The sequence below is a fragment of the Pseudomonas sp. AK106 genome, assembly GCF_053903055.1.
Genome location: NZ_CP096426.1, coordinates 1,049,188 through 1,072,515, shown reverse-complemented (window position 1 = coordinate 1,072,515; position 23,328 = coordinate 1,049,188). Strand labels below are relative to the sequence as shown.

Below are 23,328 nucleotides of genomic sequence, written 5' to 3'. Positions count from 1 at the left end.
CTCGTGACTCAGGTGCGGTATTCCGCGTTGATTTTCACGTATTCGTGCGACAGGTCGGTGGTCCAGATGGTCTCACTGCAATCGCCACGGCCCAGCTCGATGCGGATGGTGATTTCTTCCTGTGCCATCACCAGCGAGCCTTGCTCTTCAGTATAGGTGCTGGCGCGGGCGCCCTTGCTGGCGATGCAGACGTCACCCAGAAACACGTCGATCTTGCTCACGTCGAGGTTCGGCACGCCTGCGCGACCCACGGCCGCCAGGATGCGTCCCCAGTTCGGGTCCGACGCGAACAGCGCGGTTTTGATCAATGGCGAGTGGGCCACGGTGTAACCGACGTCCAGGCATTCCTGATGATTGCCGCCGCCGTTGACTTCGACGGTCACGAACTTCGTCGCGCCCTCGCCGTCACGGACGATGGCCTGAGCGACATCCATGCAGACCTCGAAGACGGCTTTTCTCAGCGCTTCGAACAGTGGACCCTTGGCCTCGGTCACCGCGGGCAAATCGGCCTGGCCGGTGGCGATCAGCATGCAGCAGTCGTTGGTCGACGTGTCGCCATCGATGGTGATGCGGTTGAACGACTTGTTGGCGCCGTCGCGAATCAGGTCCTGCAGCACGTCCGGCGCCACCTTGGCGTCGGTGGCGATGTAGCCCAGCATGGTCGCCATGTTCGGACGAATCATGCCCGCGCCTTTGCTGATGCCGGTCACGGTGACGGTCACGCCGTCGAGTACGAACTGACGGCTCGCACCCTTCGGCAGCGTGTCGGTGGTCATGATGCCGGTGGCCGCCGCAGCCCAGTTGTCGACGGACAAATCATCCAGCGCCGCCTGCAGCGCGCCTTCGATCTTCTCGACGGGCAATGGCTCGCCGATCACGCCGGTGGAAAACGGCAGCACGGCGCTGGCATCGACCCCGGTGATCTCTGCCAGCTTGGCGCAGGTGCGCTCGGCAGCGGCCAGACCCGGCGCGCCCGTACCGGCATTGGCGTTGCCGGTGTTGGTCAGCAAATAACGCACGGTGCCTTGCACGCGCTGCCTGGCGAGGATCACCGGTGCCGCGCAAAAGGCGTTGAGCGTGAACACGCCTGCAACGCTGGAGCCTTCGGCGCAGCGCATGACGACGACATCTTTGCGCCCCGGGCGCTTGATGCCGGCGGAAGCGATGCCGAGTTCAAAACCGGGAACCGGGTGCAGCGTCGGCAAAGGACCAAGACCAACAGCCATGAAGTGCGCTCCTTGAAAGACAGTCACGCCATGCGGCCTCGCCGACACGGCTCGATTGATTGAAAAACGCCGCGACGGCTAAGCCGGTCGCGGCGTGATGTTACAGGTCAGCTACAGCTCGTCGCGATGGGCGAATCAGCTGATCTGGCCGTGGCAGTGCTTGAATTTCTTGCCCGAACCACACCAGCACAATTCGTTGCGACCCAGCTTCTGGTCGTTGCGAACCGGTGACAGTGCAGCGGCAGCCGCTACCGCGACGTCCTCACCCTCTTCGGCGAGCAGGTCCGGCTGATCCAGACCCGGTGCTTCGGCGTGCTGGAACTGCATGCGCTGGGCCAGCTCCTCGGCTTCGCGGCGCAGGCGCGCCTCTTCCTCGGCCGGATCTTCGCGGCGAACCTGAACGTGGGACAGCACACGAATGGCGTCGCGCTTGATCGAATCGAGCAGCTCCTGGAACAGGGCAAACGACTCGCGCTTGTATTCCTGCTTCGGGTTCTTCTGAGCGTAACCGCGCAGGTGGATACCGTGACGCAGGTGATCCATGGTCGACAAGTGGTCTTTCCACAGGTCGTCCAGCACGCGCAGGAGAATCTGCTTCTCGAACGTGCGCAGCGCCTCGGCACTGGCCTGGTCTTCTTTCTCGTTGTAGGCGGCCAGAATGGCTTCCATCAACTTCGGACGCAGGGTGTCTTCGTTGAGGTGATCGTCTTCGTCGAGCCACTGCTGAACCGGCAGCTTCACGCCGAAATCGCTGCTCAGCGCGGCTTCCAGACCCGCGACATTCCACTGCTCGGGCAACGACTGCGGCGGGATGTGCGCGGTGATGGTGGCGTCGAGGACTTCTTCACGGAACTCGGCAATGGTGTCACCAATGTTGGTCGCAGCCAGCAGGCTGTTACGCATGTGGTAGATCACTTTGCGCTGTTCGTTGGAGACGTCGTCGAACTCGAGCAACTGCTTACGGATGTCGAAGTTGCGGCCTTCGACCTTGCGCTGCGCTTTCTCGATCGCGTTGGTCACCATGCGGTGCTCGATCGCTTCGCCGGACTGCATGCCCAGCGCTTTCATGAAGTTCTTCACCCGGTCAGAGGCGAAGATCCGCATCAGGCTGTCTTCCAGCGACAGGTAGAAGCGGCTCGAACCGGTGTCACCCTGACGACCCGCACGACCACGCAGCTGATTGTCGATACGACGGGATTCGTGACGCTCCGAAGCGATCACGTGCAGACCACCCGCTTCAATCACCTGCTGATGGCGCTTCTGCCAGTCGGCCTTGATCTGCGCGATTTGCTCAGGGGTCGGGTCTTCCAGGCTGGCCACTTCAACTTCCCAGTTACCGCCCAGCAGAATGTCGGTACCGCGACCGGCCATGTTGGTGGCGATGGTCAGCGCGCCCGGACGACCGGCCTGGGCAATGATTTCAGCTTCTTTTTCGTGGAACTTGGCGTTCAGAACCTTGTGCTCGATGCCTTCCTGCACCAGCAGGCGGGACATGTGCTCGGAGGTTTCGATCGTCGCCGTACCCACCAGCACCGGGCGTTGCTCGGCCAGACAGGCCTTGATGTCGGTGATGATCGCCGCGTATTTCTCTTCGGCGGTCAGGTACACGAGGTCGTTGAAATCTTTACGCGCCAACGGCTTGTTCGGCGGAATGACCATCACGGCCAGGGCGTAGATCTGGTGGAATTCGAACGCTTCGGTGTCCGCGGTACCGGTCATGCCGGACAGCTTGTTGTAGAGACGGAAGTAGTTCTGGAAGGTGGTCGAGGCCAGGGTCTGGCTCTCGGCCTGAATGTTCAGGCCTTCCTTCGCTTCGATGGCCTGGTGCAGGCCTTCGGACAGACGACGACCCGGCATGGTACGGCCGGTGTGTTCGTCGACCAGCAGGATCTGGCCGTCCTGAACGATGTACTCGACGTTGCGATGGAACAGCTTGTGGGCACGCAGACCGGCATAAACGTGGGTCAAGAGACCGAGGTTGTGCGCGGAATAGAGGCTCTCGCCTTCAGCCAGCAAGCCGACTTCGGTGAGCATCTCTTCGATGAACTGGTGACCGGACTCGTTCAGCTCGACCTGACGGGACTTCTCGTCGATGGAGAAGTGGCCCTGCTGGGTGACCTGGCCTTCCACTTCCTCGATGTGCTGCTCGAGCTTGGGGATCAGCTTGTTGATTTCGGTGTAGAGCTTGGAGCTGTCTTCGGCCTGACCGGAGATGATCAGCGGTGTACGGGCTTCATCGATAAGGATCGAGTCGACTTCGTCGATCACGGCGAAATTCAGTTCACGCTGGAATTTGTCTTCCAGGCTGAACGCCATGTTGTCGCGCAGGTAATCGAAACCGAATTCGTTGTTGGTGCCGTAGGTGATGTCTGAGGCGTAGGCGGCGCGCTTCTCTTCCGGCGGCTGGAAAGGTGTTACCACGCCTACGGTCAGACCGAGGAATTCATACAGTGGGCGCATCCAGTTGGCGTCACGACGGGCCAGGTAGTCGTTCACCGTGACCACGTGCACGCCTTTGCCGGACAGTGCGTTGAGGTAGACCGCGAGGGTCGCGACGAGGGTCTTGCCCTCACCGGTACGCATCTCGGCGATCATGCCTTCGTGCAGTGTCATGCCGCCGATCAGCTGTACGTCGAAGTGACGCATGCCCATGATGCGTTTGCCCGCCTCGCGGCAGACCGCAAAGGCTTCGGGCAAGAGCTGGTCGAGGGTCTCACCTTTGGCTATGCGGGCCTTCAACTCGTCGGTCTTGGCGCGCAGCTGTTCGTCCGAGAGGGCGAGCATTTGCTCTTCGAAGCTGTTGACGACCTGGACCGTCTTGAGCATGCGCTTCACTTCGCGCTCGTTCTTGCTTCCGAAAAGTTTTTTTAACAAAGGTGCAAACATATCGAAAGGATCTTCCACACATAGGGATGGAGGGCGGCCCCGTGAGTCGCCCGAGCAGCCCTCATGGCCGCATGCGAACGAGCATTCTACCCGGAAATGGTGGTGAGGAAAGTGGCGTTATTCCACGATGCTGGCACAGCAATGTTACGGGGCAGAAGTACAATAGGGTCATTTCCCGTGACTTCAACCCATGCGGGTGAGAAGTTTTATTAATGTTTTTTCATGATCGCGCCGTGCATTTGCACCCGGAACGCCTGACCTAAAGGTGCTTCCACCGATTCTGCTAAGATCACGCCCTGGCAACACAAGGCACCCCACCATGGCATTTCGTCCCCTACCGGCGCGCGCACCGGCTGTTCTCCTGCGCGAAGCCCGGCCGCTCAAAGCCATCTTCAACCACGCCCAACGCCTCGCGCACTTGCAGCGGCTGCTGGAAAGCCAGCTACAACCCGCTGCCCGCGAGCACTGTCATGTCGCGTCATGGCGCGAAGGCACCCTGCTACTCATCGTCACCGACGGCCACTGGGCCACCCGACTGCGCTATCAACAGAAGCGCTTGCAACGGCAACTGGTAGCGTTCAAGGAATTCGCCAACCTCACCCGGCTGCAACTGAAGGTACAGCCCGCGAGAACCCACCGGACCGAGATGGGGCATACACGCGATCTGTCGGTTGCAGCGGCCGAAACCATCTCCGCGACTGCCGAAGGCATCACCGACCCGAAACTGCGTGCCGCGCTGGAGCGGCTGGCCGCGCATGCGGCGCCGAAAGAGGCTGGGAATTCGTAAACTCTGAGAATGCCGGCGCTCGCACTGGCCTCTTCCCGGCTAAAGCCGGTCCTACATGAACACCGCGTGCGCTCAGTAGGGCCGACTCCACCTGTAGGACCGGCTTCAGCCGGGAAGCTTCTGATCTGCTTTAACGCTTTTGATCTTCATACGCATAAAGCCCAGACACCGCCAAACGCGACTTGGGTGCAGGCTGAACGCAGGTCTCGCGCAGTGGGCCGAGCCGCATGGATGCGGCGAGAGCGCCGTCAGGGCATGGATGCCCGTTCGGCGCGGGCCCACGGAGCGAGACCGGAGTGAAGGAACCCTGACGAAGGAAGGGCCCAACCGAGAGCAAGCACCCTTGGTTACTTGGGGTGCTTTTCCAAGTAACTCGCCGAAGGCGAAATGCTCTGCCGTTAGGCAGAGCGCTCCCGCGTACGCAGGCCAAAAAGAGACCTCATAAAAAAGGCCACCCGAAGGTGGCCTGAAAACAACAAAACTAGGAAGAAGAGACTGTTTACACCGCCGCAACCGGGCGCATGTAAGAGATCGGTGCGGTGCTGGCATCTTCGAAGGTCACAACTTCCCAAGCGTCTTCCTGAGCGATCAACGCACGAAGCAAACGATTGTTCAGACCGTGTCCCGACTTGAAGCCCTGATACTCGCCGATCAGACTGTTGCCCAACAGATACAGGTCACCGATGGCATCCAGAATCTTGTGCTTCACGAACTCGTCTTCATAACGAAGACCGTCCTCGTTCAACACGCCGTCCTTGTCCACGACGATCGCGTTCTCAACGCTTCCGCCCAGAGCCAGGTTGTGCTTACGCAGATACTCGATGTCTTTCATGAAACCGAATGTCCGCGCACGGCTCACTTCTTTAACGAACGAAGTGCTGGAAAAATCCACACAAGCCGTTTGCGTACGGTTCTTCAGATAAGGGTGATCGAAGTCGATCTCGAACCCTACCTTGAACCCTTCAAACGGTAAGAACTTGGCGGACTTGCCGTCTTCTTCTACGCACACTTCTTTAAGTATGCGGATGAATTTCTTCGGTGCGTCCTGCTCTTCCAGGCCAGCCGATTGAATCAGGAATACGAAGGGACCTGCGCTGCCATCCATGATTGGAACTTCGGAGGCAGAAAGTTCAACGTAGGCGTTATCGATGCCAAGACCGGCCATGGCCGACAGCAAGTGCTCGACCGTATCGACCTTCACGTCGCCATTGAACAGCGTCGTGGAAAGCGTGGTGTCACCCACATTCAACGCGTGAGCGTTGATCTGGACCACCGGCTCAAGGTCGGTACGGAAAAACACAATGCCAGCGTTCACAGGTGCTGGTTTGAGGGTCAGGTAAACCTTCTCCCCCGAGTGCAGGCCGATACCTGTGGCACGGATAATATTTTTCAGGGTGCGTTGTTTAATCATGGCATTGGCCGCTTCAGCGCGTATCGCGAATTAGTATCAACAAAGGCTGGCGATGATAGCAGACCCCGCCTTTGCTGAACACCAATCACCCTTATACCCCTGATAGAACCCATTAATCAGCCTGACGACGCAGGAACGCTGGAATATCCAGATAATCCAGATCGTCTTGCGGGTTCATCTTCGCGGCGGCTGTTGCGCCCGCGTGTGCCTGATTGCGCATCACGGTTGGACGGTCCAGATCGCGGTAGTTGACCGAAGGCAGCTCCTGGCGTGCGGCGTGTTGCTGCGCAGGTGCGGCTTGAGCGGTCTGCATGGTGTTGTCGATGACCTTCACAGGCTTCTCGATTTTTGCACCCAGGCCAGTGGCAACCACAGTCACGTGCAGCTCGTCGCGCATGTCCGGATCGATAACGGTACCGACCTTGACCATGGCGTGCTCGGAGGCGAACGCTTCAATGATGCTACCCACGTCGGAGTACTCACCCAGAGACAGGTCAGGACCGGCGGTGATGTTGACCAGAATGCCGCGAGCGCCTTGCAGGTTCACGTCTTCCAGCAACGGGTTGCGGATCGCCGCTTCGGTGGCTTCACGCGCACGGTTCGGACCGCTGGCGCAGCCAGTGCCCATCATCGCCATGCCCATTTCGGACATCACGGTGCGGACGTCGGCGAAGTCGACGTTGATCATGCCCGGACGCTTGATGATGTCGGAGATACCGCGAACGGCACCGGCCAGTACATCGTCAGCCTTGGCGAAAGCCGACAGCAGGCTGGCGTCTTTACCGAGGATGGTCAGCAGCTTCTCGTTGGGAATAGTGATCAACGAGTCGACGCTTTCGGACAGCGCGCGGATGCCTTCATCGGCGATCTGCATGCGCTTGCGGCCTTCGAACGGAAACGGACGAGTGACGACCGCGACAGTAAGAATGCCCATTTCCTTGGCCACTTCAGCAATGATCGGCGCAGCACCGGTACCGGTACCGCCGCCCATGCCAGTGGTGATGAAGACCATGTTGGTGCCTTGCAGCACTTCAGCGATGCGCTCGCGGTCTTCCAGTGCAGCCTGACGGCCGACTTCAGGATTCGCACCTGCGCCCAAGCCTTTGGTCACGCCGGTACCCAATTGCAGAATGGTACGTGCGCCAATGTTTTTCAGGGCCTGAGCATCGGTGTTGGCGCAGATGAACTCGACGCCTTCGATGTTGCTTTTGACCATGTGATTGACTGCGTTGCCGCCGCCACCACCAACGCCGATAACTTTAATTACCGGGCTTTGTGGGATGTTGTCTACGAGCTCGAACATGTTCCCTCTCCTTCAGTTCTCTAGTTTTATGTCGCCTGTTGCCTGCCTACCACTTTTTGAATCTTAGAAATTCCCCTGAACCCAGCGTTTCAGACGCTCTAACACTGGGGCCTTCGGTTCATCGCTATAACTGCTACCGGAGCCGGAAAGGCCGGACAGCGAGATGCCGTCAGACTGCTTTTGCAGTCCATACAGCAACAGGCCGACGCCGGTTGAGTAGATCGGGTTGCGAACAACGTCCGCGAGCCCTTTGACACTGTGCGGCACGCCAAGGCGGACCGGCATGTGGAAGATCTCTTCGGCCAGTTCGACCGCGCCTTCCATTTTCGAGGTACCACCGGTCAGCACGATGCCGGCCGGGATCAAGTCTTCGTAGCCGCTGCGACGCAGTTCGGCCTGAATCAGGGTGAACAGCTCGTCATAGCGTGGCTCGACCACTTCGGCGAGGGCCTGGCGGGACAGTTCACGGGGCGGACGGTCGCCGACGCTTGGCACTTTGATGGTTTCACCGGCGCCGGCCAGTTTGGCCAGGGCGCAGGCGTAACGGATCTTGATCTCTTCGGCGTACTGGGTCGGTGTACGCAGCGCCATGGCGATGTCGTTGGTGACCTGGTCGCCGGCAATCGGGATCACCGCGGTGTGACGGATCGCGCCTTCGGTGAAGATCGCGATGTCGGTGGTGCCGCCGCCGATGTCCACCAGGCACACGCCCAGCTCTTTCTCGTCGTCGGTCAGCACCGAGTAGGCCGAGGCCAGTTGCTCGAGGATGATGTCGTCGACTTCAAGGCCACAGCGACGCACGCACTTTTCGATGTTCTGCGCAGCATTCACCGCGCAGGTCACCACGTGAACCTTGGCTTCAAGACGCACGCCCGACATGCCCAGTGGCTCGCGAACGCCTTCCTGGTTATCGATGACGTAGTCCTGCGGCAGCGTGTGCAGCACGCGCTGGTCAGCCGGGATCGCCACAGCCTGGGCAGCGTCGAGCACGCGCTCAAGGTCGGCCGAGCTGACTTCGCGGTCGCGAATTGCCACGATGCCATGGGAGTTCAGGCTGCGGATGTGATTGCCCGCAACGCCGACGAACGCCGAGTGAATCCGGCAACCGGCCATCAGCTGCGCTTCTTCTACGGCGCGCTGGATCGATTGCACGGTGGACTCGATATTCACCACCACGCCCTTCTTCAGGCCGCGGGACGGGTGAGTGCCAATACCGACGATTTCCAGCGTGCCATCAGCCGCGACTTCGCCTACCAGCGCCACCACTTTGGAGGTGCCGATATCCAATCCGACGATCATTTTGCCGCTTTGCACGTTTGCCATGGGTCCTGCCTCTTATCAATTCTTCGCGACGGCGGGTTTGTCCGTCGTTGGCGCTGCTGCCTGTTCGCGCCAACCAACGGCCAGGCCGTTGTTGTAACGAAGGTCGACTCGCGCAATGTTCGTGATCTGGTCTTTCAGTGTCTTGTCGTAGATGGCGATAAAGCGGCGCATCTTTTCAAGCAGATTGCCTCGTCCCAGCAGCAGCTCCAGGCCTGGGCCTGCACTGCCTGCGCCGGTGGTCAGAAACCAGCTGCCTCGCTCACGCAGTTCCAGGCGAGCGATAGAGAACCCCAGCGGGCGCAACATCTGGCTCAGTACCTGGTACTGCTGCATCACCTGCTGTTGAGCCCGCTGTGGCCCGAACAACTGCGGAAGGTGTTCGTAATTGGCCAGTTCACGCGGGGTGAATGCCTGACCCTGGTTGTTCAGCAGGGATTGATCGCCCCAGCGCGCAACCGGTAGTTGTTCTTCCAGACGGATCACCACCTGATCCGGCCAGACGCGGCGGACCTCGGCGTGGGCGATCCACGGCATTTGCTCAAGCTCGGTGCGCATGCCGGCCAAATCGATGTTGAAGAAGCTGGTCGCCACGAACGGCGCGATCCGCTGCTGCACGGCTTGCTGACTGATGTAGCTCAAGTCGCCCTGCACGTTGATTCGCGAGATCGGCCGGTCGGCGTAAGGCAGCAGACGCTGGGCGGCTTCGTACGTACCAAAACCGAACACAACCAACAGCACCGGCCACATCAGGCTGCGCAGGAAACCGAAGTTCGGTCGCGACATGCGCGACGACATGGGCTCCTTGGCCACCATGCGGCTGGCACCCCGCGGCACCGGCTTGTTGCGGCCGGTAGCGGATTGCTGATGACGAACCGTTGCGCCGTGCATGATTTACCCTCGCACCTGGACGCTGTCGGCCAGAATCGCTAACACCAACTGTTGGAAATCGAGCCCGGCCGCGCGCGCAGCCATGGGCACAAGGCTGTGGTCGGTCATGCCGGGAACGGTGTTCACTTCCAGCAGCCAGAATTTGCCATCGGCGTCCTGCATGACGTCGGTGCGCGCCCAGCCGGCAATGCCGACCGCTTCACACGCCCGCGCCGTGAGTGCCTTGAGTTCATCTTCTTTGGCTGCATCGAGGCCGCAAGGCATCCGGTACTGGGTATCGGAAGCCAGGTATTTGGCGTCGTAATCGTAAAAACTGTGGGGAGTACCCAGACCGATGGGAGGCAATACCTGCCCACGCAGAGAAGCGATGGTGAACTCCGGACCTTCAATCCATTGCTCGACCAACACTTGCGAATCGTAGGTACGGGCGGCGTTCCCGGCGGCGATCAATTCGTCGACGCCGGTCACCTTGGCCATACCGATACTGGAACCTTCATGGGCGGGTTTGACGATCAAAGGAAAGCCCAGTTCCGTTGCTGCAGAAATACAATCTGCCTCGCTGTTCAGCACGGCATGGCGGGGCGTCGGCAACCCGAGACTCTGCCAGACCTGCTTGGTGCGCAGCTTGTCCATGGCCAGCGCCGACGCGAGTACGCCGCTGCCGGTGTAGGGGATTTCCAGGCACTCCAGCAGACCCTGCATGGTGCCGTCTTCGCCACCGCGACCGTGCAGCACGATGAACGCGCGGTCGATCTTTTCGCTGACCAGCCGTTGCAGGAAATCCTCACCCACGTCGATACCGAACGCGTCGACGCCTGCGCTTTGCAGGGCTTCAAGCACCGCACTGCCGGATTTCAGGGAAACCTCCCGCTCCGCGCTCTTGCCGCCGAAGAGCACGGCGACGCGGCCGAAGCGTTTCGGCTCCAGCGTCGAGAACAGGGCGGACTGCAGGGCGGCTGTCATTTCAGCTTACCTTCGGTTGAGGCCACGATGGCGCCGGTAAACAGCGGGCTTTTCAGCAATTGCGGTGCGAGCCCGGCGATGTCGCCAGCGCCCTGGCACAGCAGAATGTCGCCGGCGCGCAGCAGCGGTTTGACCAGCGGAGCCAGTTCGACACCACGCTCGATGTAGATCGGATCAAGCTGACCGCGCTGACGAATACTGTGGGCCATCTGACGGCTGTCGGCGCCCGGGATCGGTTCTTCGCCGGCGGGATAGACTTCCATCAGCAGCAGCACGTTGGCGTCGTTGAGGACCTGCACGAAATCGTCGTACAGATCGCGGGTGCGGCTGTACCGGTGCGGTTGGTAAACCATGACCAGACGGCGATCGGGCCAGCCGCCGCGCACAGCTTTGATGACGGCAGCAACTTCGGTCGGGTGGTGGCCGTAATCGTCGACCAGCATCACACTGCCGCCTTCGACCGGCAGCTCACCGTAGACCTGAAAACGTCGACCCACGCCCTGGAAGCCCGAAAGCCCCTGCACGATGGCCTCATCGGTAATGCCTTCGTCGGTGGCGATAGCAATGGTCGCCAGCGAATTGAGCACGTTGTGATTGCCCGGCATGTTCACCGACACATCAAGGGGCTCACGGTCGCGACGCAGCACGGTGAAGTACGTTTGCATGCCTTCCTGACGCACGTTAATCGCGCGTACGTCGGCCGCTTCGTTGAAACCATAAGTCATGGTCGGACGCTTGACCGACGGCAGAATGTCGCGCACCACCGGATCATCGATGCACACCACTGCCAGCCCGTAGAACGGCAGGTTGTGCAGGAACTCAACGAAGGTTTTCTTCAACTTGTTGAAGTCACCTTCGTAGGTCGCCATGTGATCGGCGTCGATATTCGTGACCACAGCCACCATGGGCTGAAGGTGCAGGAAACTCGCGTCGCTCTCGTCGGCTTCGGCGATCAGGTAACGGCTCGTACCCAACTGTGCGTTGGTGCCGGCGGCATTCAGGCGACCGCCAATGACGAACGTCGGATCAAGGCCCCCGGCTGCGAATACCGAAGCGATCAGGCTGGTGGTCGTGGTTTTGCCGTGTGTACCGGCGACGGCGATGCCGTGGCGATAGCGCATCAACTCGGCCAGCATTTCAGCGCGCGGCACGACTGGAATACGACGCTCAAGGGCGGTCGCCACTTCCGGGTTGGACGTGTTCACAGCGCTGGAGACGACCAGCACATCCGCAGGAGCAGCGTTTTCTGCCCGGTGGCCGATGAAAATCTGCGCACCGAAGGATTCCAGACGCTCGGTCACTGCCGAGGTCTTGAGGTCCGAACCCGACACGTCGTAGCCCAGGTTCAGCAACACTTCAGCGATACCGCACATCCCCACGCCGCCGATGCCCACGAAGTGGATACGACGGATGCGGCGCATTTCCGGCTGGGGCATGGCGCGTTGATTCTCAACCATGGGCCACCTCCAGGCAGATATCGACGACGGTGTTGGTGGCGTCAGGCTTGGCCAGTTGGCGAGCCGTGACGGCCATGCGATTCAATTGTTCGGGTTGCATCAAAACCTCTTTCAGGCGAGCGGCCATCTCGGCGGCGCCAGTTGTCGCTTGCGGCATGACGAAGGCGGCGCCCTCGCGAGCCAGATATTCGGCGTTGCGCGACTGGTGATCGTCGATCGCGTGGGGCAAAGGCACCAGCAATGACGGCAGTCCGGCAGCAGCCAGTTCACTGACGGTCAACGCACCTGCGCGGCAGACCACCAGATCCGCCCAGCCATAGGCTTGGGCCATGTCTTTGATGAACGGGGCCACCTGCGCCTCGACACCGGCGGCGCGGTAACGCTCGGCGGTCACTTCATCGTGGTGCTTGCCGGCCTGATGAAACACTTCAGGGCGGATGTCGGCAGGCACTTGCGCCAGGGCTTCGGGCAGCAATTTGTTCAGCGGCTCGGCGCCCAGGCTTCCGCCCAGCACCAGCAAACGAGGCCGGCGACCGATCAGCGTCTGGCGCGGCGTCTCGAAAAACAGCTCGGCACGCACCGGGTTACCGGTGGTGCGACGCTTGGCCGATGCGGCGAATGTCTGCGGGAACGCTTCACAGACCCGCGCGGCGAAGGACGCCAGGCTGCGATTGGCCGTGCCCGCCACCGCGTTCTGCTCATGAATGATCAGCGGCACGCCAGCCAGCTTCGCCGCCAGACCACCAGGGCCTGTCACGTAGCCACCGAAGCCGACGACGCAGACCGGCTTCAACTCACCCACCACTTTGCGCGCCTGCAACAACGCTTTGATCAACATGAACGGCGCCTTGAGCAACGACAGCCGACCCTTGCCACGCAGACCCGTGACGTTGATCAGGTGCAGCTTAAGGCCTGCTGCGGGCACCAGCTCGTTCTCGATGCCGCGCGGCGTTCCCAGCCAATGCACGGTGTAACCGCGGGCCTGGAACTCACGGGCGCACGCCAGCGCCGGGAACACGTGTCCGCCGGTGCCGCCTGCCATGATCAACACGTTACCGGCGGCCATGGGTGGGCTCCTCGGCAAAGTCGCTCTCCTGGAACTCGGCTTCTTCACTGCCCATGTTGTTGCGCGATTCCCATTCGATGCGCAGCAACAGCCCCAGACTCGCGCAGCAGATGATCAACGAACTGCCGCCGTAGCTGAGGAATGGCAGGGTCAGACCCTTGGTCGGCAGCAAACCGACGTTCACGCCGATGTTGATCAGGAACTGACCAATCCACAGGAAGGCCAGGCCGTAGGCGGTATACGCGGCGAAGAACTGCTTGGCGCGCTCGGCCCACATGCCGATGTACATGGCGCGGATACTGACGAACACGAACAGCCCGACCGTAGCCAGTGAACCCACGACGCCCAGCTCTTCGGCCAGTACCGAGAACACGAAGTCGGTGTGGGCTTCCGGCAGGTAGAACTGCTTCTGGACACTGTTGCCAAGGCCGACGCCGAACCATTCGCCGCGACCGAAGGCGATCAGCGCCTGGGTCAGCTGGTAGCCGGAACCGAATTGATCGGACCACGGGTCGGTGAAGGTAATCAGACGCGCCATCCGGTACGGCTGGGCCTGAACCAGAACGAACACTGCGGCAACCGCCAGGGCCACCATCAAACTGAAACGGAACAGGCCAACGCCGCCGAGGAACAGCATCGCCGCCGCCGCGCCCATCATCACGACCGTGGCGCCGAAGTCCGGCTCCATCAGCAACAGGCCAGCCATGGGCAGCAAGACGATGAAGGGCTTGAAGAAGCCCATCCAACTCTCGCGCACTTCCTGCTGACGGCGAATCAAATAACCGGCCAGGAAAATCACCACGAATACCTTGGCGATTTCCGACGGCTGCACGTTGAACATGCCGAAGCCGATCCAACGCATCGAACCGTTCACCTCACGCCCGATGCCGGGCACGATCACCGCGATCAACAGGCCGAATGCACCGATCAGCATCAGCCAGCCGAGACGCTGCCAAGTGGCGACGGGCACCATCATGGTCGCGACGCAAGCGACGAGGCCGAGCACCAGATAGATCAAGTGACGGGTCATCATGTACAGCGCGTTGCCCGACTGAACGGCGGCCACTTCCGACGACGCGGAAGTGATCATCACCAGGCCCAGGCCCAGCAACGCGAGGCAACCGGCGAGCATCGGGAAATCGACGTCAACGCCACGGCCGCTGATGATCGGCGACGGGTACGGCTTGATCACGCCAAAAATCATGACAAGTCCCCCACGGCCCGGGCGAACAGTTGTCCGCGCTCTTCGAAATTCTTGAACATGTCCAGGCTTGCGCAAGCAGGCGACAGCAATACGGCGTCCCCTTCCTGCGCGATATCAGCAGCACGTTGCACGGCTTCTTCCAATGTAGTGACGCGTACCAGAGGCACCGAATCGCCGAAGGTCGCGGCGAGCAAATCCGCATCGCGGCCTAGCAGGACTACGGCGCGGCAATGGGCGGCAACCGGGGCTTTCAACGGAGTGAAATCCGCGCCCTTGCCGTCGCCGCCGGCAATCAGCACCAGCTTGCCGTCGATGTCGGCGCCAAGGCCTTCAATCGCTGCCAGTGCGGCACCGACGTTGGTCGCTTTGGAGTCGTCGTAGTAATTCACGCCGTTGAGCTCACGCAGCCATTGGCAGCGATGAACCAGACCGGCAAATGTCTTGAGGCTGGCAAGCATGGCGTCAAACGGCAGACCCACCGCATGACCCAGCGCCAGTGCGGCCAGGGCGTTGGCCTGATTGTGGCCGCCACGGATTTTCAGCTCGCGGACCGGCATCAGGTTGTCGAACTGGAAGGCCAGATACTTCTCGCCGTTCTCTTCGCGCAAGCCGAAACCGTTCCTGTCGGGCTTGTTCAAGCCGAAGGTCCAGCACGGCACGCCTTCGCCGATCAACGGGCGGGTCAGCGCGTCCTGACGATTGACCACCACCTGCCGCGCGCCGCGGAAAATCCGGTGCTTGGCCAAGTGATAAGCCGGCAGCCCGGCGTAGCGATCCATGTGGTCTTCGCTGATGTTCAGCACGGTCGCCACTTCGGCGCCGAGTTGATCGGTGGTTTCCAGCTGGAAGCTCGACAGCTCCATCACATACAGCTCGACGTCGTCGCTGAGCAGGTCCAGCGCCGGCGTGCCGAGATTGCCGCCGACCGCGACTCGCTTGCCCGCTGCCGCAGCCATCTCGCCCACCAGCGTGGTGACCGTGCTTTTCGCGTTCGATCCGCTGATGGCCACGATAGGCGCCTTGGCATTGCGGGCAAACAGCTCGATATCGCCGGACAACTTCACGCCGCGCATGGCCGCTTGCTGCAGCGCCGGGGTCGCCAACGCCAGGCCAGGGCTGACATACAGCTCGTCGGCGCGGCACAGGAATTCAACGTCCAGCTCACCACAGCGCACTTCGACTTGCGGGTAGTCACGGCGCAAGGTCGCGAGTTCTGGCGGATGCTCCCGCGTATCGGCGACAGCAAACGACACACCCCGGTTCGCCAGGAAGCGAACCAGGGACATGCCGCTCTTGCCGAGGCCGACAACGATGCGGAAGTGGTCAGAAGCGATCAGTGACACTCGTTCTACCTCAGTTTCAACGTGGCAAGGCCGACCAACACCAGAATCACGGTGATGATCCAGAAACGGACGATCACGCGCGGCTCGGGCCAGCCCTTGAGTTCAAAGTGGTGATGGATGGGCGCCATGCGGAAAACGCGGCGGCCGGTCAATTTAAAGGATGCGACCTGAATGACGACTGACAGGGTCTCCATTACGAAGACGCCGCCCATGATGAACAGGACGATTTCCTGACGGACGATCACCGCGATGGTGCCCAGTGCCGCGCCCAATGCCAGTGCACCGACGTCGCCCATGAACACTTGAGCCGGATAGGTGTTGAACCAGAGGAAGCCCAGGCCTGCACCGATCAGCGCGCCACAGAACACAATCAGCTCGCCCGCGCCCGGCACATAAGGGATCAGCAGGTATTCCGCGAACTTCACGTTACCCGACAGGTAGCAGAAGATCCCCAGCGCGCCGCCGACCATCACGGTTGGCATGATCGCCAGGCCGTCCAGGCCATCGGTCAGGTTCACGGCGTTGCTGGAGCCGACGATCACGAAGTAGGTCAGCACGACGAAGCCGATGCCCAGCGGGATGCTGAAGTCTTTGAGCATCGGAACCAGCAGTGTGGTTTCAACCGGAGATTGCGCCGTCATATAAAGGAAGATCGCCGCGCCCAGGCCGAACACCGACTGCCAGAAGTATTTCCAGCGGCTCGGAAGACCGCGCGAGTTCTTTTCGATCACCTTGCGGTAGTCGTCGACCCAACCGATGGCGCCAAACAGCAAAGTGACGATCAGCACGACCCACACGTAGCGGTTGCTCAGGTCGGCCCACAACAAAGTCGCGATGCCGATTGCAGACAGAATCAGCGCGCCACCCATGGTCGGCGTGCCGGACTTGGACAGGTGCGATTGAGGTCCGTCGTTGCGCACGGATTGACCGATCTGCTTGCTCTGCAGGGCGCGGATCATCCACGGGCCCAGGCACAGGGAAAGTGACAATGCAGTGAGCACGCCAAGGATCCCGCGCAGGGTCAGGTACTGAAAGACCGCAAAGCCTTTGTAGAACTGTTGCAGATACTCGGCCAGCAGCAGCAGCATTAATGTTTCTCCAGGCGTGTTCCGCATAAGGCCGCCACGACGTTTTCCATCGCAGCGCTGCGTGAACCTTTAATCAAAATGGTGGTGTTTTTATCGTGCTCGGCGCCGAGCGCTTCGATCAGCTCGGCCTGAGTTTCAAAATGGCGGGCATCCTGCCCGAAAGCCTTGACCGCATGGGCCATCAACGGACCGACGGCATACAGCGCGTCGACCTTGCCGACTGCGTATGCGCCGACGTGGCGATGGCCCTGCTCCGCCCAGGCGCCCAGCTCGCCGATATCGCCCAGCACCAGCACCTTGCGGCCCGGGAACCCGGTGAGAATGTCGGTCGCGGCCGCCACGGACGTGGGGTTGGCGTTGTAGGTGTCATCAATGACGCGCATGCCGTTCGGCGCAAGTTGCGCCACAGTGCGACCCTTGACCGGCTGCACGTCGTTGAGCCCGGCCACGATGCCCGCGAGCGAAACGCCCAGCGCATGGGCGGCAGCAGCGGCGGCCAATGCGTTGGCCACGTTGTGCGTGCCCAGCAGATTCAATTGCACCGGCGCGGCACCGTTCGGGGTGTTCAGCGTGAACGCCGGGCAACCACGGGCATCAATGCCCAGGTCGCTGGCGTAGAAATCAGCGCGGCTGTTTTTGAGCGCGAAGCTCAAGACGTTGCGTGCGCCGGCGCGGGCCACCCAGAGATCGAATGCCTTGTCGTCGAGGTTCAATACCGCGATACCGCGAGCGTCCAGGCCTTCGATGATCTCGCCCTTGGCTTCGACGATCTTTTCCGGACCGCCGAACTCGCCCACGTGGGCAGTCCCGGCGTTGGTCAGGACACAGACGTGGGGCTTGGTGAGGCTGACGGTGAAAGCGATCTCGCCCACACGGGACGCGCCCAGTTCAATCACAGCGGCATCGAATTCCGGCGCCAGCTCAAGCAGCGTCAACGGGACGCCCAGTTCATTGTTCAGGTTGCCGCGCGTCGCCAGCACAGGACCGCGCGTGCGCAGGATGCTCGCAAGCATTTCTTTTACAGTGGTCTTGCCGCTGGAACCGGTGATCGCAGCGACCGGCTTGTCCATAAACGCATTGCGATTCAGCGCGCCCAGTTGCGCCAGGGCTTTGCGGGTGTCGGTGACGATCAACTGCGGCAACGAACTGCCCGGGATCTCGCGCTCAACCAATGCGCCGACTGCGCCTTTGGCGGCGACTTGATCAAGGTAGTCGTGACCGTCAAACCGCGGGCCGGTCAGCGCCACGAACAACTGGCCGGGCGTGATCCCGCGGCTGTCGATGCTGACACCGGAGAAACTGCAATCATGGCCCACACGACGCGCGTCGAGCGGCACAAGCAATTCGCTGAACGAGAGCGGCTTAAGCATGTGCGGCCTCCCAGGCGTCGAGCGCTTTGGTGGCTTCTTCGAGATCGGAAAACGGCTGACGCTGTCCGTTGATTTCCTGGTAATCCTCGTGGCCCTTGCCGGCCAGCACGATCACATCGGCAGCGGACGCCTGGGCGATGATCTGCGCGATGGCCTGACCGCGCCCGGCAACGAAATCGACTGCGTTCGCCGAGACGAACCCAGCACGGATGTCATCGAAAATACGAGCAGGGTCTTCGCTGCGCGGGTTGTCGTCGGTGACCAGCACTTTGTCGGCCAGACGCTCGACCACCTCGGCCATCAGCGGACGCTTGCCACGATCGCGATCGCCGCCGCAGCCGAACAGGCAGGTCAGTTGACCTTTTGCGTGGGGGCGCAAAGCGCCAAGCACTTTTTCCAGCGCATCAGGGGTGTGGGCGTAATCGACCACCACCAGTGGACGCGAGCCACCGCCCAGACGCTGCATCCGGCCGGCAGGGCCTTCCAGCGTTGGCAGCACCTTCAAGATGTCGTCCAGCGGATAATCGAGACCCATCAACGCGCCGACTGCGGCCAGCACATTGCTCAGGTTGAAACGGCCCAGCAAGCTGCTGCGCAAGACATGACTGCCCTGGGGCGTCAGCAAGGTCGCGCGTACGCCGTCGTCATCGAAATGCGCATCGCGGCAGAACAGATAAGCGCTGCTGTCTTCCTGGCTGTAAGTGATCAGACGCGACGCATGGGGCGCAGCCGCAAGCTCGCGCCCAAAGGCGTCGTCGAGATTGACCACACGGCAGCGCAGGTCATTCCAGGCGAACAGCTTGGCCTTGGCAGCAGCGTAGGCCTCCATGGTGCCGTGGTAATCGAGATGGTCGCGGGACAGATTGGTCATCACCGCCACATCAAAAGCCAGCGCGGTCACCCGGCCCTGATCCAGCCCGTGGGACGAGACTTCCATAGCAACCGCTTTGGCCCCGGCCCTTTTCAGGTCATAGAGCGTCGATTGCACGGAAATCGGATCCGGCGTGGTGTGAATGCCGCTTTTCAGCTCGCTATAGAAGCCGGTGCCCAGCGTGCCGATGATGCCGCAGTGCTGCCCGAGCTTGTCCAGCGCCTGCGCCACCAGTTGAGTCACGCTGGTTTTGCCGTTGGTGCCGGTCACGCCGATCAGGTTCAGGTTGCGGCTCGGGTCGCCATAGAAGCGCCCGGCGAGGTCGGACAGCTGTGCTGCCAGACCCTTGACCGGCATCATCGGGATGTCGGTGATCGGCAGTACCTTGGCGCCTTCGGCTTCATAAGCGATGGCCGCCGCGCCGTGTGCAATGGCGTCGGTGATGTGCTCACGGCCATCGACCTTTAGCCCCGGAATCGCCAGAAACAGATCGCCCGGACGTACCTTGCGGCTGTCCAGGGTCAGTTCGCGAATCAGCAGATCGCGATTGCACTGCGCAAACAGCTTGCTCAAATTCAAAGACATCAGCCACGTCCTCCCTTGACTGGGGCGACGGCGGGCACGGCATTGGCTTGTTGTTCAGGCGGAACCGGCGCGAGGTTGTCCGGGCGCACGTTCATCAAGCGCAGCGTGCCCGACATCACCTTGCTGAATACTGGAGCGGAAACCAGGCCACCGAAGTAACCGCCTTTGCTCGGCTCATCGATGACCACAACGACCGCGTAACGCGGGTTGCTCATCGGGCCGAAACCGGCGAACAGAGAACGGTAGGAGTTTTCCGCGTAGCCCTTGGTGCCCACGGACGTCTTCCGCGCGGTACCGGACTTGCCCGCCACGTGATACGACGGAACGCGCGCACGGTAAACGCCGCGCGGGTCTTCGATCACTTGCTGCAACATGCCCTGCACAGTTTTGGCGGTCGCCTCTGGAATCGCCTGAACCGACTCGGCTGGATTATCGGTTTTGAGAATGGTCAGCGGCACGATCTTGCCGTTGTTGGCCAGTGCCGCGTAGGCGTGCACCAACTGCAGCGCCGTCACGGACAGACCGTAGCCGTACGACAGGGTGGCGGTTTCAGCCTTGCGCCACTCGCGGTAGTTCGGCAGGTTGCCGACGCGCTCGCCCGGGAAGCCGAGGCCGGTGTATTGCCCCAGGCCCACACGCTGCATGGCATGGAAAATCGCTTCGCCACCGACGTCGAACGCCACTTTACTCATGCCGACGTTACTGGAATTGATCAGGATGCCGGTCAGGTCGAGGATCGGGCCTTCGGTTTTGGTCACGTCACGGATGGTGTATTTACCGATCTGCAACGTACCCGGGTACACCTCCACCTTGTCGCTCGGTTTCCAGCGGCCGCTTTCCAGCGCGGCGGTCATGGAGATCGGCTTCATGGTCGAACCCGGCTCGAACACGTCGATGATCGCGCGGTTACGCATCGCGGCCGGCACCATGGTGCGACGGTTGTTCGGGTTGTAGGTCGGCTGATTGACCATCGCCAGCACTTCGCCGGTTTTCACGTCCATGATCACCAGGCTGCCGGCCTTGGCGTCGTTTTCCTGAATGGCGTTGCGCAGTTCGCGAGTCGCCAGGTATTGCAGGCGCAGATCAATAGACAAAGCCAAGGTCTTGCCGGCCTTGGCGTTTTTCTTCACTTGCAGGTCCTTGATCATCCTGCCGCGCCGGTCCTTGATGACCTGCCGCTTGCCGGGGACGCCGGCGAGCCAGTCTTCATAGGCCAGCTCTACGCCTTCACGGCCGTGATCGTCGAGGTCGGTAAAGCCGACCATGTGCGCGGTGACATCGCCCGCAGGGTAGAAACGGCGGAATTCTTCCTTGCCGTAAACGCCCGGGACTTTCAGGTCGAGCACCGACTGACCCTGCTCCGGGGTCAGGCCACGGACCAGATAGATGAATTCTTTGCTTGCCTGTTCATTGAGGCGATCCGTCAGTGCCTTGGGATCCTGCCCCAGTGCCTGCGCAAGCTGGACCCACTTGGTCTTGTCGGCCTGCATTTCAGACGGGTTTGCCCAAATGGTGGTGACCGGCGTACTGACGGCAAGGGGCTCGCCGTTGCGGTCGGTGATCAGACCACGGTGGGCAGGAATCGAAACGGTACGCAGGCTGCGCGCATCGCCCTGTTCGATCAGGAAGCGATGGTCGATGACTTGCAGGTCGACGATGCGGTAGCAGATCGCGATGACCATGACCGACAGCAGGCCGACCACGACGCGGAACCGCCACGGGTAGAGTGCCCCTTCAAGTTTCATCATGGCGACACCATCCGGATATCGGCGGCGTTCGGGATGCGCATTTTCAGCTGATCGGTGGCCAGGGCTTCGATACGGCTGTGGGCGGTCCAGGTGCTTTGCTCAAGAATCAGGCGGCCCCACTCGGCCTGCGCCTTGTCGCGCACGCTGAGTTCACCATAAAGGGAGTTGAGCAACTGACGGTTCCAGTGCGCGCTGTACGCCACGCCGATCGCCGAAACCAGCACGGCGATAAACAACATCAGCATGAAGAAGCTGCCGCCCGGGAGGGGCTTGAAGAAACCGCGGCTCATCGGAGTTTCTCCGCGACGCGCATGACGGCGCTGCGCGAACGCGGATTGGCGCGGGTTTCATCATCGGAAGCGAACTGCGCCTTGCCGATCAATTTAATACGCGGCTCGAAAGCCTGATGACGGATCGGCAGGTTGCGCGGCAGGTTATCGGCTTCGCCCTTGACCAGCTTGCGCATGAACAATTTGACGATGCGGTCTTCCAGCGAGTGGAAGCTGATGACCACCAGACGGCCGCCGACTTCGAGGGCTTCCAGCGCAGCCTCAAGGCCCGCTTCCAGATCACCGAGTTCGTTGTTGACGTGAATGCGCAGCCCCTGGAATGCGCGGGTCGCAGGGTTCTTGCCCTTTTCCCACGCCGGGTTGGCGACCTTCAGCACTTCTGCCAGATCGCCGGTGCGTTCGAACGGTTGAGTCTCGCGACGGGCCACGACGGCACCTGCCATCCGGCGGGAGAAACGCTCTTCGCCGTATTCTTTGAAAACGCGGGCGATTTCTTCGGCGGGCGCGGTATTGACGAACTCGGCTGCGCTGACGCCGCGGGACGGGTCCATGCGCATGTCGAGGGGGCCATCGTTCATGAAGCTGAAACCGCGCTCGGGGTCGTCCAGTTGTGGCGACGACACACCGAGATCCAGAAGAATGCCGCTGACCTTGCCCGCCAACCCTCGCTCTTGAGCCTCTGCGCCCAGTTCAGCAAAGCTGCGCTGCACAATGACAAAGCGGCCGTCTTCGGCCGCCAGCGTTTGCCCGGTGGCAATCGCTTGGGGATCTTTATCGAATCCGAGCAGCCGACCCTCCGGCCCCAGGTTCTGCAATATGAGGCGGCTATGTCCGCCGCGCCCAAAGGTGCCATCCAGATAGCAGCCATCGGCGCGCACCGCGAGAGCCTCGACGGCTTCTTCGAGCAGTACGGTGATGTGGGTAAAGCCGCTATTCGTAGTCACAGAATCAAATCACGCAGTTCATCAGGCATAGCGCCCGGTTTTTGAATGGCCGCAAGGTCCGCATCAGCAAGTGCGTTCCAGGCGTCCTCATCCCACAGTTGAAACTTGTTGAGCTGGCCTACCAGCATCACTCGCTTATCGAGCTTGGCGTATTCACGCAAACGTGGCGGCACCAGGAAACGCCCGCTGCCGTCCAGCTCCAGGTCCACCGCGTTCCCGATCAACAGCCGCTGCAGACGACGGTTTTCTTCACGGAAGGTGGCGAGCTCACGCAGCTTGGCCTCGATCAGCTCCCACTCGGGAAGCGGATAGATGCACAAGCACGGGTCGACGGTATCAATGGTGACGATCAGTTGCCCTGCGCTACGCGAATCCAACTCGTCACGGTACCGGCTCGGCATAGCGAGACGGCCCTTTGCGTCGAGATTGATTGCGTTTGCACCACGGAACACGGCGCGATCTCCAAATATTATCTTTTTGAGCTCAAAAAACCCACTTCACGCCACTTTCCGCCACTCGCGCACACTATAGGAATGCGCCCACCACACCGTCAAGGCGACTTCACGAGGAAAACC

At 61.2% G+C, this 23,328-nt stretch carries 19 protein-coding genes; 1 reads left to right on the top strand and 18 read right to left on the bottom strand.

All coding sequences use genetic code 11. The features are described from left to right. Positions 1-8: 8 nt before the first annotated feature. Both argJ and secA read right to left on the bottom strand, forming a co-directional pair. Positions 9-1,226 (bottom strand): bifunctional glutamate N-acetyltransferase/amino-acid acetyltransferase ArgJ, encoded by a 1,218-nt coding sequence (argJ, locus tag M1E04_RS04875; RefSeq protein ID WP_456292483.1) that lies wholly within the window; start codon positions 1,224-1,226, stop codon positions 9-11. Positions 1,227-1,361: 135 nt separating this feature from the next. After that, positions 1,362-4,112, bottom strand: a complete 2,751-nt coding sequence (gene secA, locus M1E04_RS04870) for a preprotein translocase subunit SecA (protein ID WP_192132759.1) — start codon at positions 4,110-4,112, stop codon at positions 1,362-1,364. 319 nt (positions 4,113-4,431) lie between these two features. Between secA and M1E04_RS04865 the strand changes: the two genes are divergently transcribed. After that, a complete protein-coding gene (locus M1E04_RS04865) occupies positions 4,432-4,899 on the top strand; it encodes a DUF721 domain-containing protein (RefSeq protein ID WP_456292482.1) in 468 nt (155 codons plus the stop codon). 499 nt (positions 4,900-5,398) lie between these two features. Here M1E04_RS04865 and lpxC read toward each other — a convergent pair whose 3' ends face one another. The 16 genes from lpxC to mraZ all read right to left on the bottom strand — a co-directional run bounded on the left by lpxC (position 5,399) and on the right by mraZ (position 23,205). After that, positions 5,399-6,310 carry a UDP-3-O-acyl-N-acetylglucosamine deacetylase gene (gene lpxC, locus M1E04_RS04860; protein WP_065992158.1) on the bottom strand — a complete coding sequence of 304 codons (912 nt, stop codon included), beginning with the start codon at positions 6,308-6,310 and terminating at the stop codon, positions 5,399-5,401. A 112-nt stretch (positions 6,311-6,422) separates the two neighbouring features. Then, complete coding sequence (ftsZ, locus tag M1E04_RS04855; protein WP_074884474.1) at positions 6,423-7,613, bottom strand: cell division protein FtsZ; 1,191 nt, start codon at positions 7,611-7,613, stop codon at positions 6,423-6,425. Positions 7,614-7,676: 63 nt separating this feature from the next. Next, on the bottom strand, positions 7,677-8,936 hold the full coding sequence (ftsA, locus tag M1E04_RS04850; RefSeq protein ID WP_037014678.1) for a cell division protein FtsA: 1,260 nt from the start codon (positions 8,934-8,936) through the stop codon (positions 7,677-7,679). Positions 8,937-8,951: 15 nt separating this feature from the next. Next, entirely contained in the window at positions 8,952-9,824 is an 873-nt protein-coding gene (locus M1E04_RS04845) for a cell division protein FtsQ/DivIB (protein WP_192132757.1), read from the bottom strand. 3 nt (positions 9,825-9,827) lie between these two features. Next, complete coding sequence (locus M1E04_RS04840) at positions 9,828-10,787, bottom strand: D-alanine--D-alanine ligase (RefSeq protein WP_456292481.1); 960 nt, start codon at positions 10,785-10,787, stop codon at positions 9,828-9,830. Then, positions 10,784-12,244: a UDP-N-acetylmuramate--L-alanine ligase gene (murC, locus tag M1E04_RS04835; RefSeq protein ID WP_065992150.1), complete on the bottom strand. Its 1,461-nt coding sequence runs from the start codon at positions 12,242-12,244 to the stop codon at positions 10,784-10,786. Before murC ends, M1E04_RS04840 begins: the two co-directional genes overlap by 4 nt. After that, positions 12,237-13,310, bottom strand: a complete 1,074-nt coding sequence (murG, locus tag M1E04_RS04830; protein ID WP_065992149.1) for an undecaprenyldiphospho-muramoylpentapeptide beta-N-acetylglucosaminyltransferase — start codon at positions 13,308-13,310, stop codon at positions 12,237-12,239. Before murG ends, murC begins: the two co-directional genes overlap by 8 nt. After that, positions 13,297-14,514 carry a putative lipid II flippase FtsW gene (gene ftsW / locus M1E04_RS04825; protein WP_065992148.1) on the bottom strand — a complete coding sequence of 406 codons (1,218 nt, stop codon included), beginning with the start codon at positions 14,512-14,514 and terminating at the stop codon, positions 13,297-13,299. Before ftsW ends, murG begins: the two co-directional genes overlap by 14 nt. After that, positions 14,511-15,857 (bottom strand): UDP-N-acetylmuramoyl-L-alanine--D-glutamate ligase, encoded by a 1,347-nt coding sequence (murD, locus tag M1E04_RS04820; protein WP_065992147.1) that lies wholly within the window; start codon positions 15,855-15,857, stop codon positions 14,511-14,513. The genes ftsW and murD overlap by 4 nt, the downstream gene beginning before the upstream one ends. Before the next feature lie 5 nt (positions 15,858-15,862). Continuing rightward, entirely contained in the window at positions 15,863-16,945 is a 1,083-nt protein-coding gene (gene mraY / locus M1E04_RS04815; RefSeq protein ID WP_272630211.1) for a phospho-N-acetylmuramoyl-pentapeptide-transferase, read from the bottom strand. After that, a complete protein-coding gene (locus M1E04_RS04810) occupies positions 16,945-18,315 on the bottom strand; it encodes a UDP-N-acetylmuramoyl-tripeptide--D-alanyl-D-alanine ligase (RefSeq protein WP_456292480.1) in 1,371 nt (456 codons plus the stop codon). Before M1E04_RS04810 ends, mraY begins: the two co-directional genes overlap by 1 nt. Beyond that, the gene (locus M1E04_RS04805; RefSeq protein WP_456292479.1) at positions 18,308-19,771 is read right to left on the bottom strand and encodes a UDP-N-acetylmuramoyl-L-alanyl-D-glutamate--2,6-diaminopimelate ligase; all 1,464 of its coding nucleotides are present in this window, start codon (positions 19,769-19,771) and stop codon (positions 18,308-18,310) included. Before M1E04_RS04805 ends, M1E04_RS04810 begins: the two co-directional genes overlap by 8 nt. Then, the gene (locus tag M1E04_RS04800; protein ID WP_197985980.1) at positions 19,771-21,516 is read right to left on the bottom strand and encodes a peptidoglycan D,D-transpeptidase FtsI family protein; all 1,746 of its coding nucleotides are present in this window, start codon (positions 21,514-21,516) and stop codon (positions 19,771-19,773) included. The genes M1E04_RS04805 and M1E04_RS04800 overlap by 1 nt, the downstream gene beginning before the upstream one ends. Then, entirely contained in the window at positions 21,516-21,809 is a 294-nt protein-coding gene (gene ftsL, locus M1E04_RS04795; protein WP_037014701.1) for a cell division protein FtsL, read from the bottom strand. Before ftsL ends, M1E04_RS04800 begins: the two co-directional genes overlap by 1 nt. Further along, entirely contained in the window at positions 21,806-22,753 is a 948-nt protein-coding gene (rsmH, locus tag M1E04_RS04790; protein ID WP_427688229.1) for a 16S rRNA (cytosine(1402)-N(4))-methyltransferase RsmH, read from the bottom strand. Before rsmH ends, ftsL begins: the two co-directional genes overlap by 4 nt. After that, entirely contained in the window at positions 22,750-23,205 is a 456-nt protein-coding gene (gene mraZ / locus M1E04_RS04785) for a division/cell wall cluster transcriptional repressor MraZ (RefSeq protein WP_037017349.1), read from the bottom strand. Before mraZ ends, rsmH begins: the two co-directional genes overlap by 4 nt. Positions 23,206-23,328 lie beyond the last annotated feature (123 nt).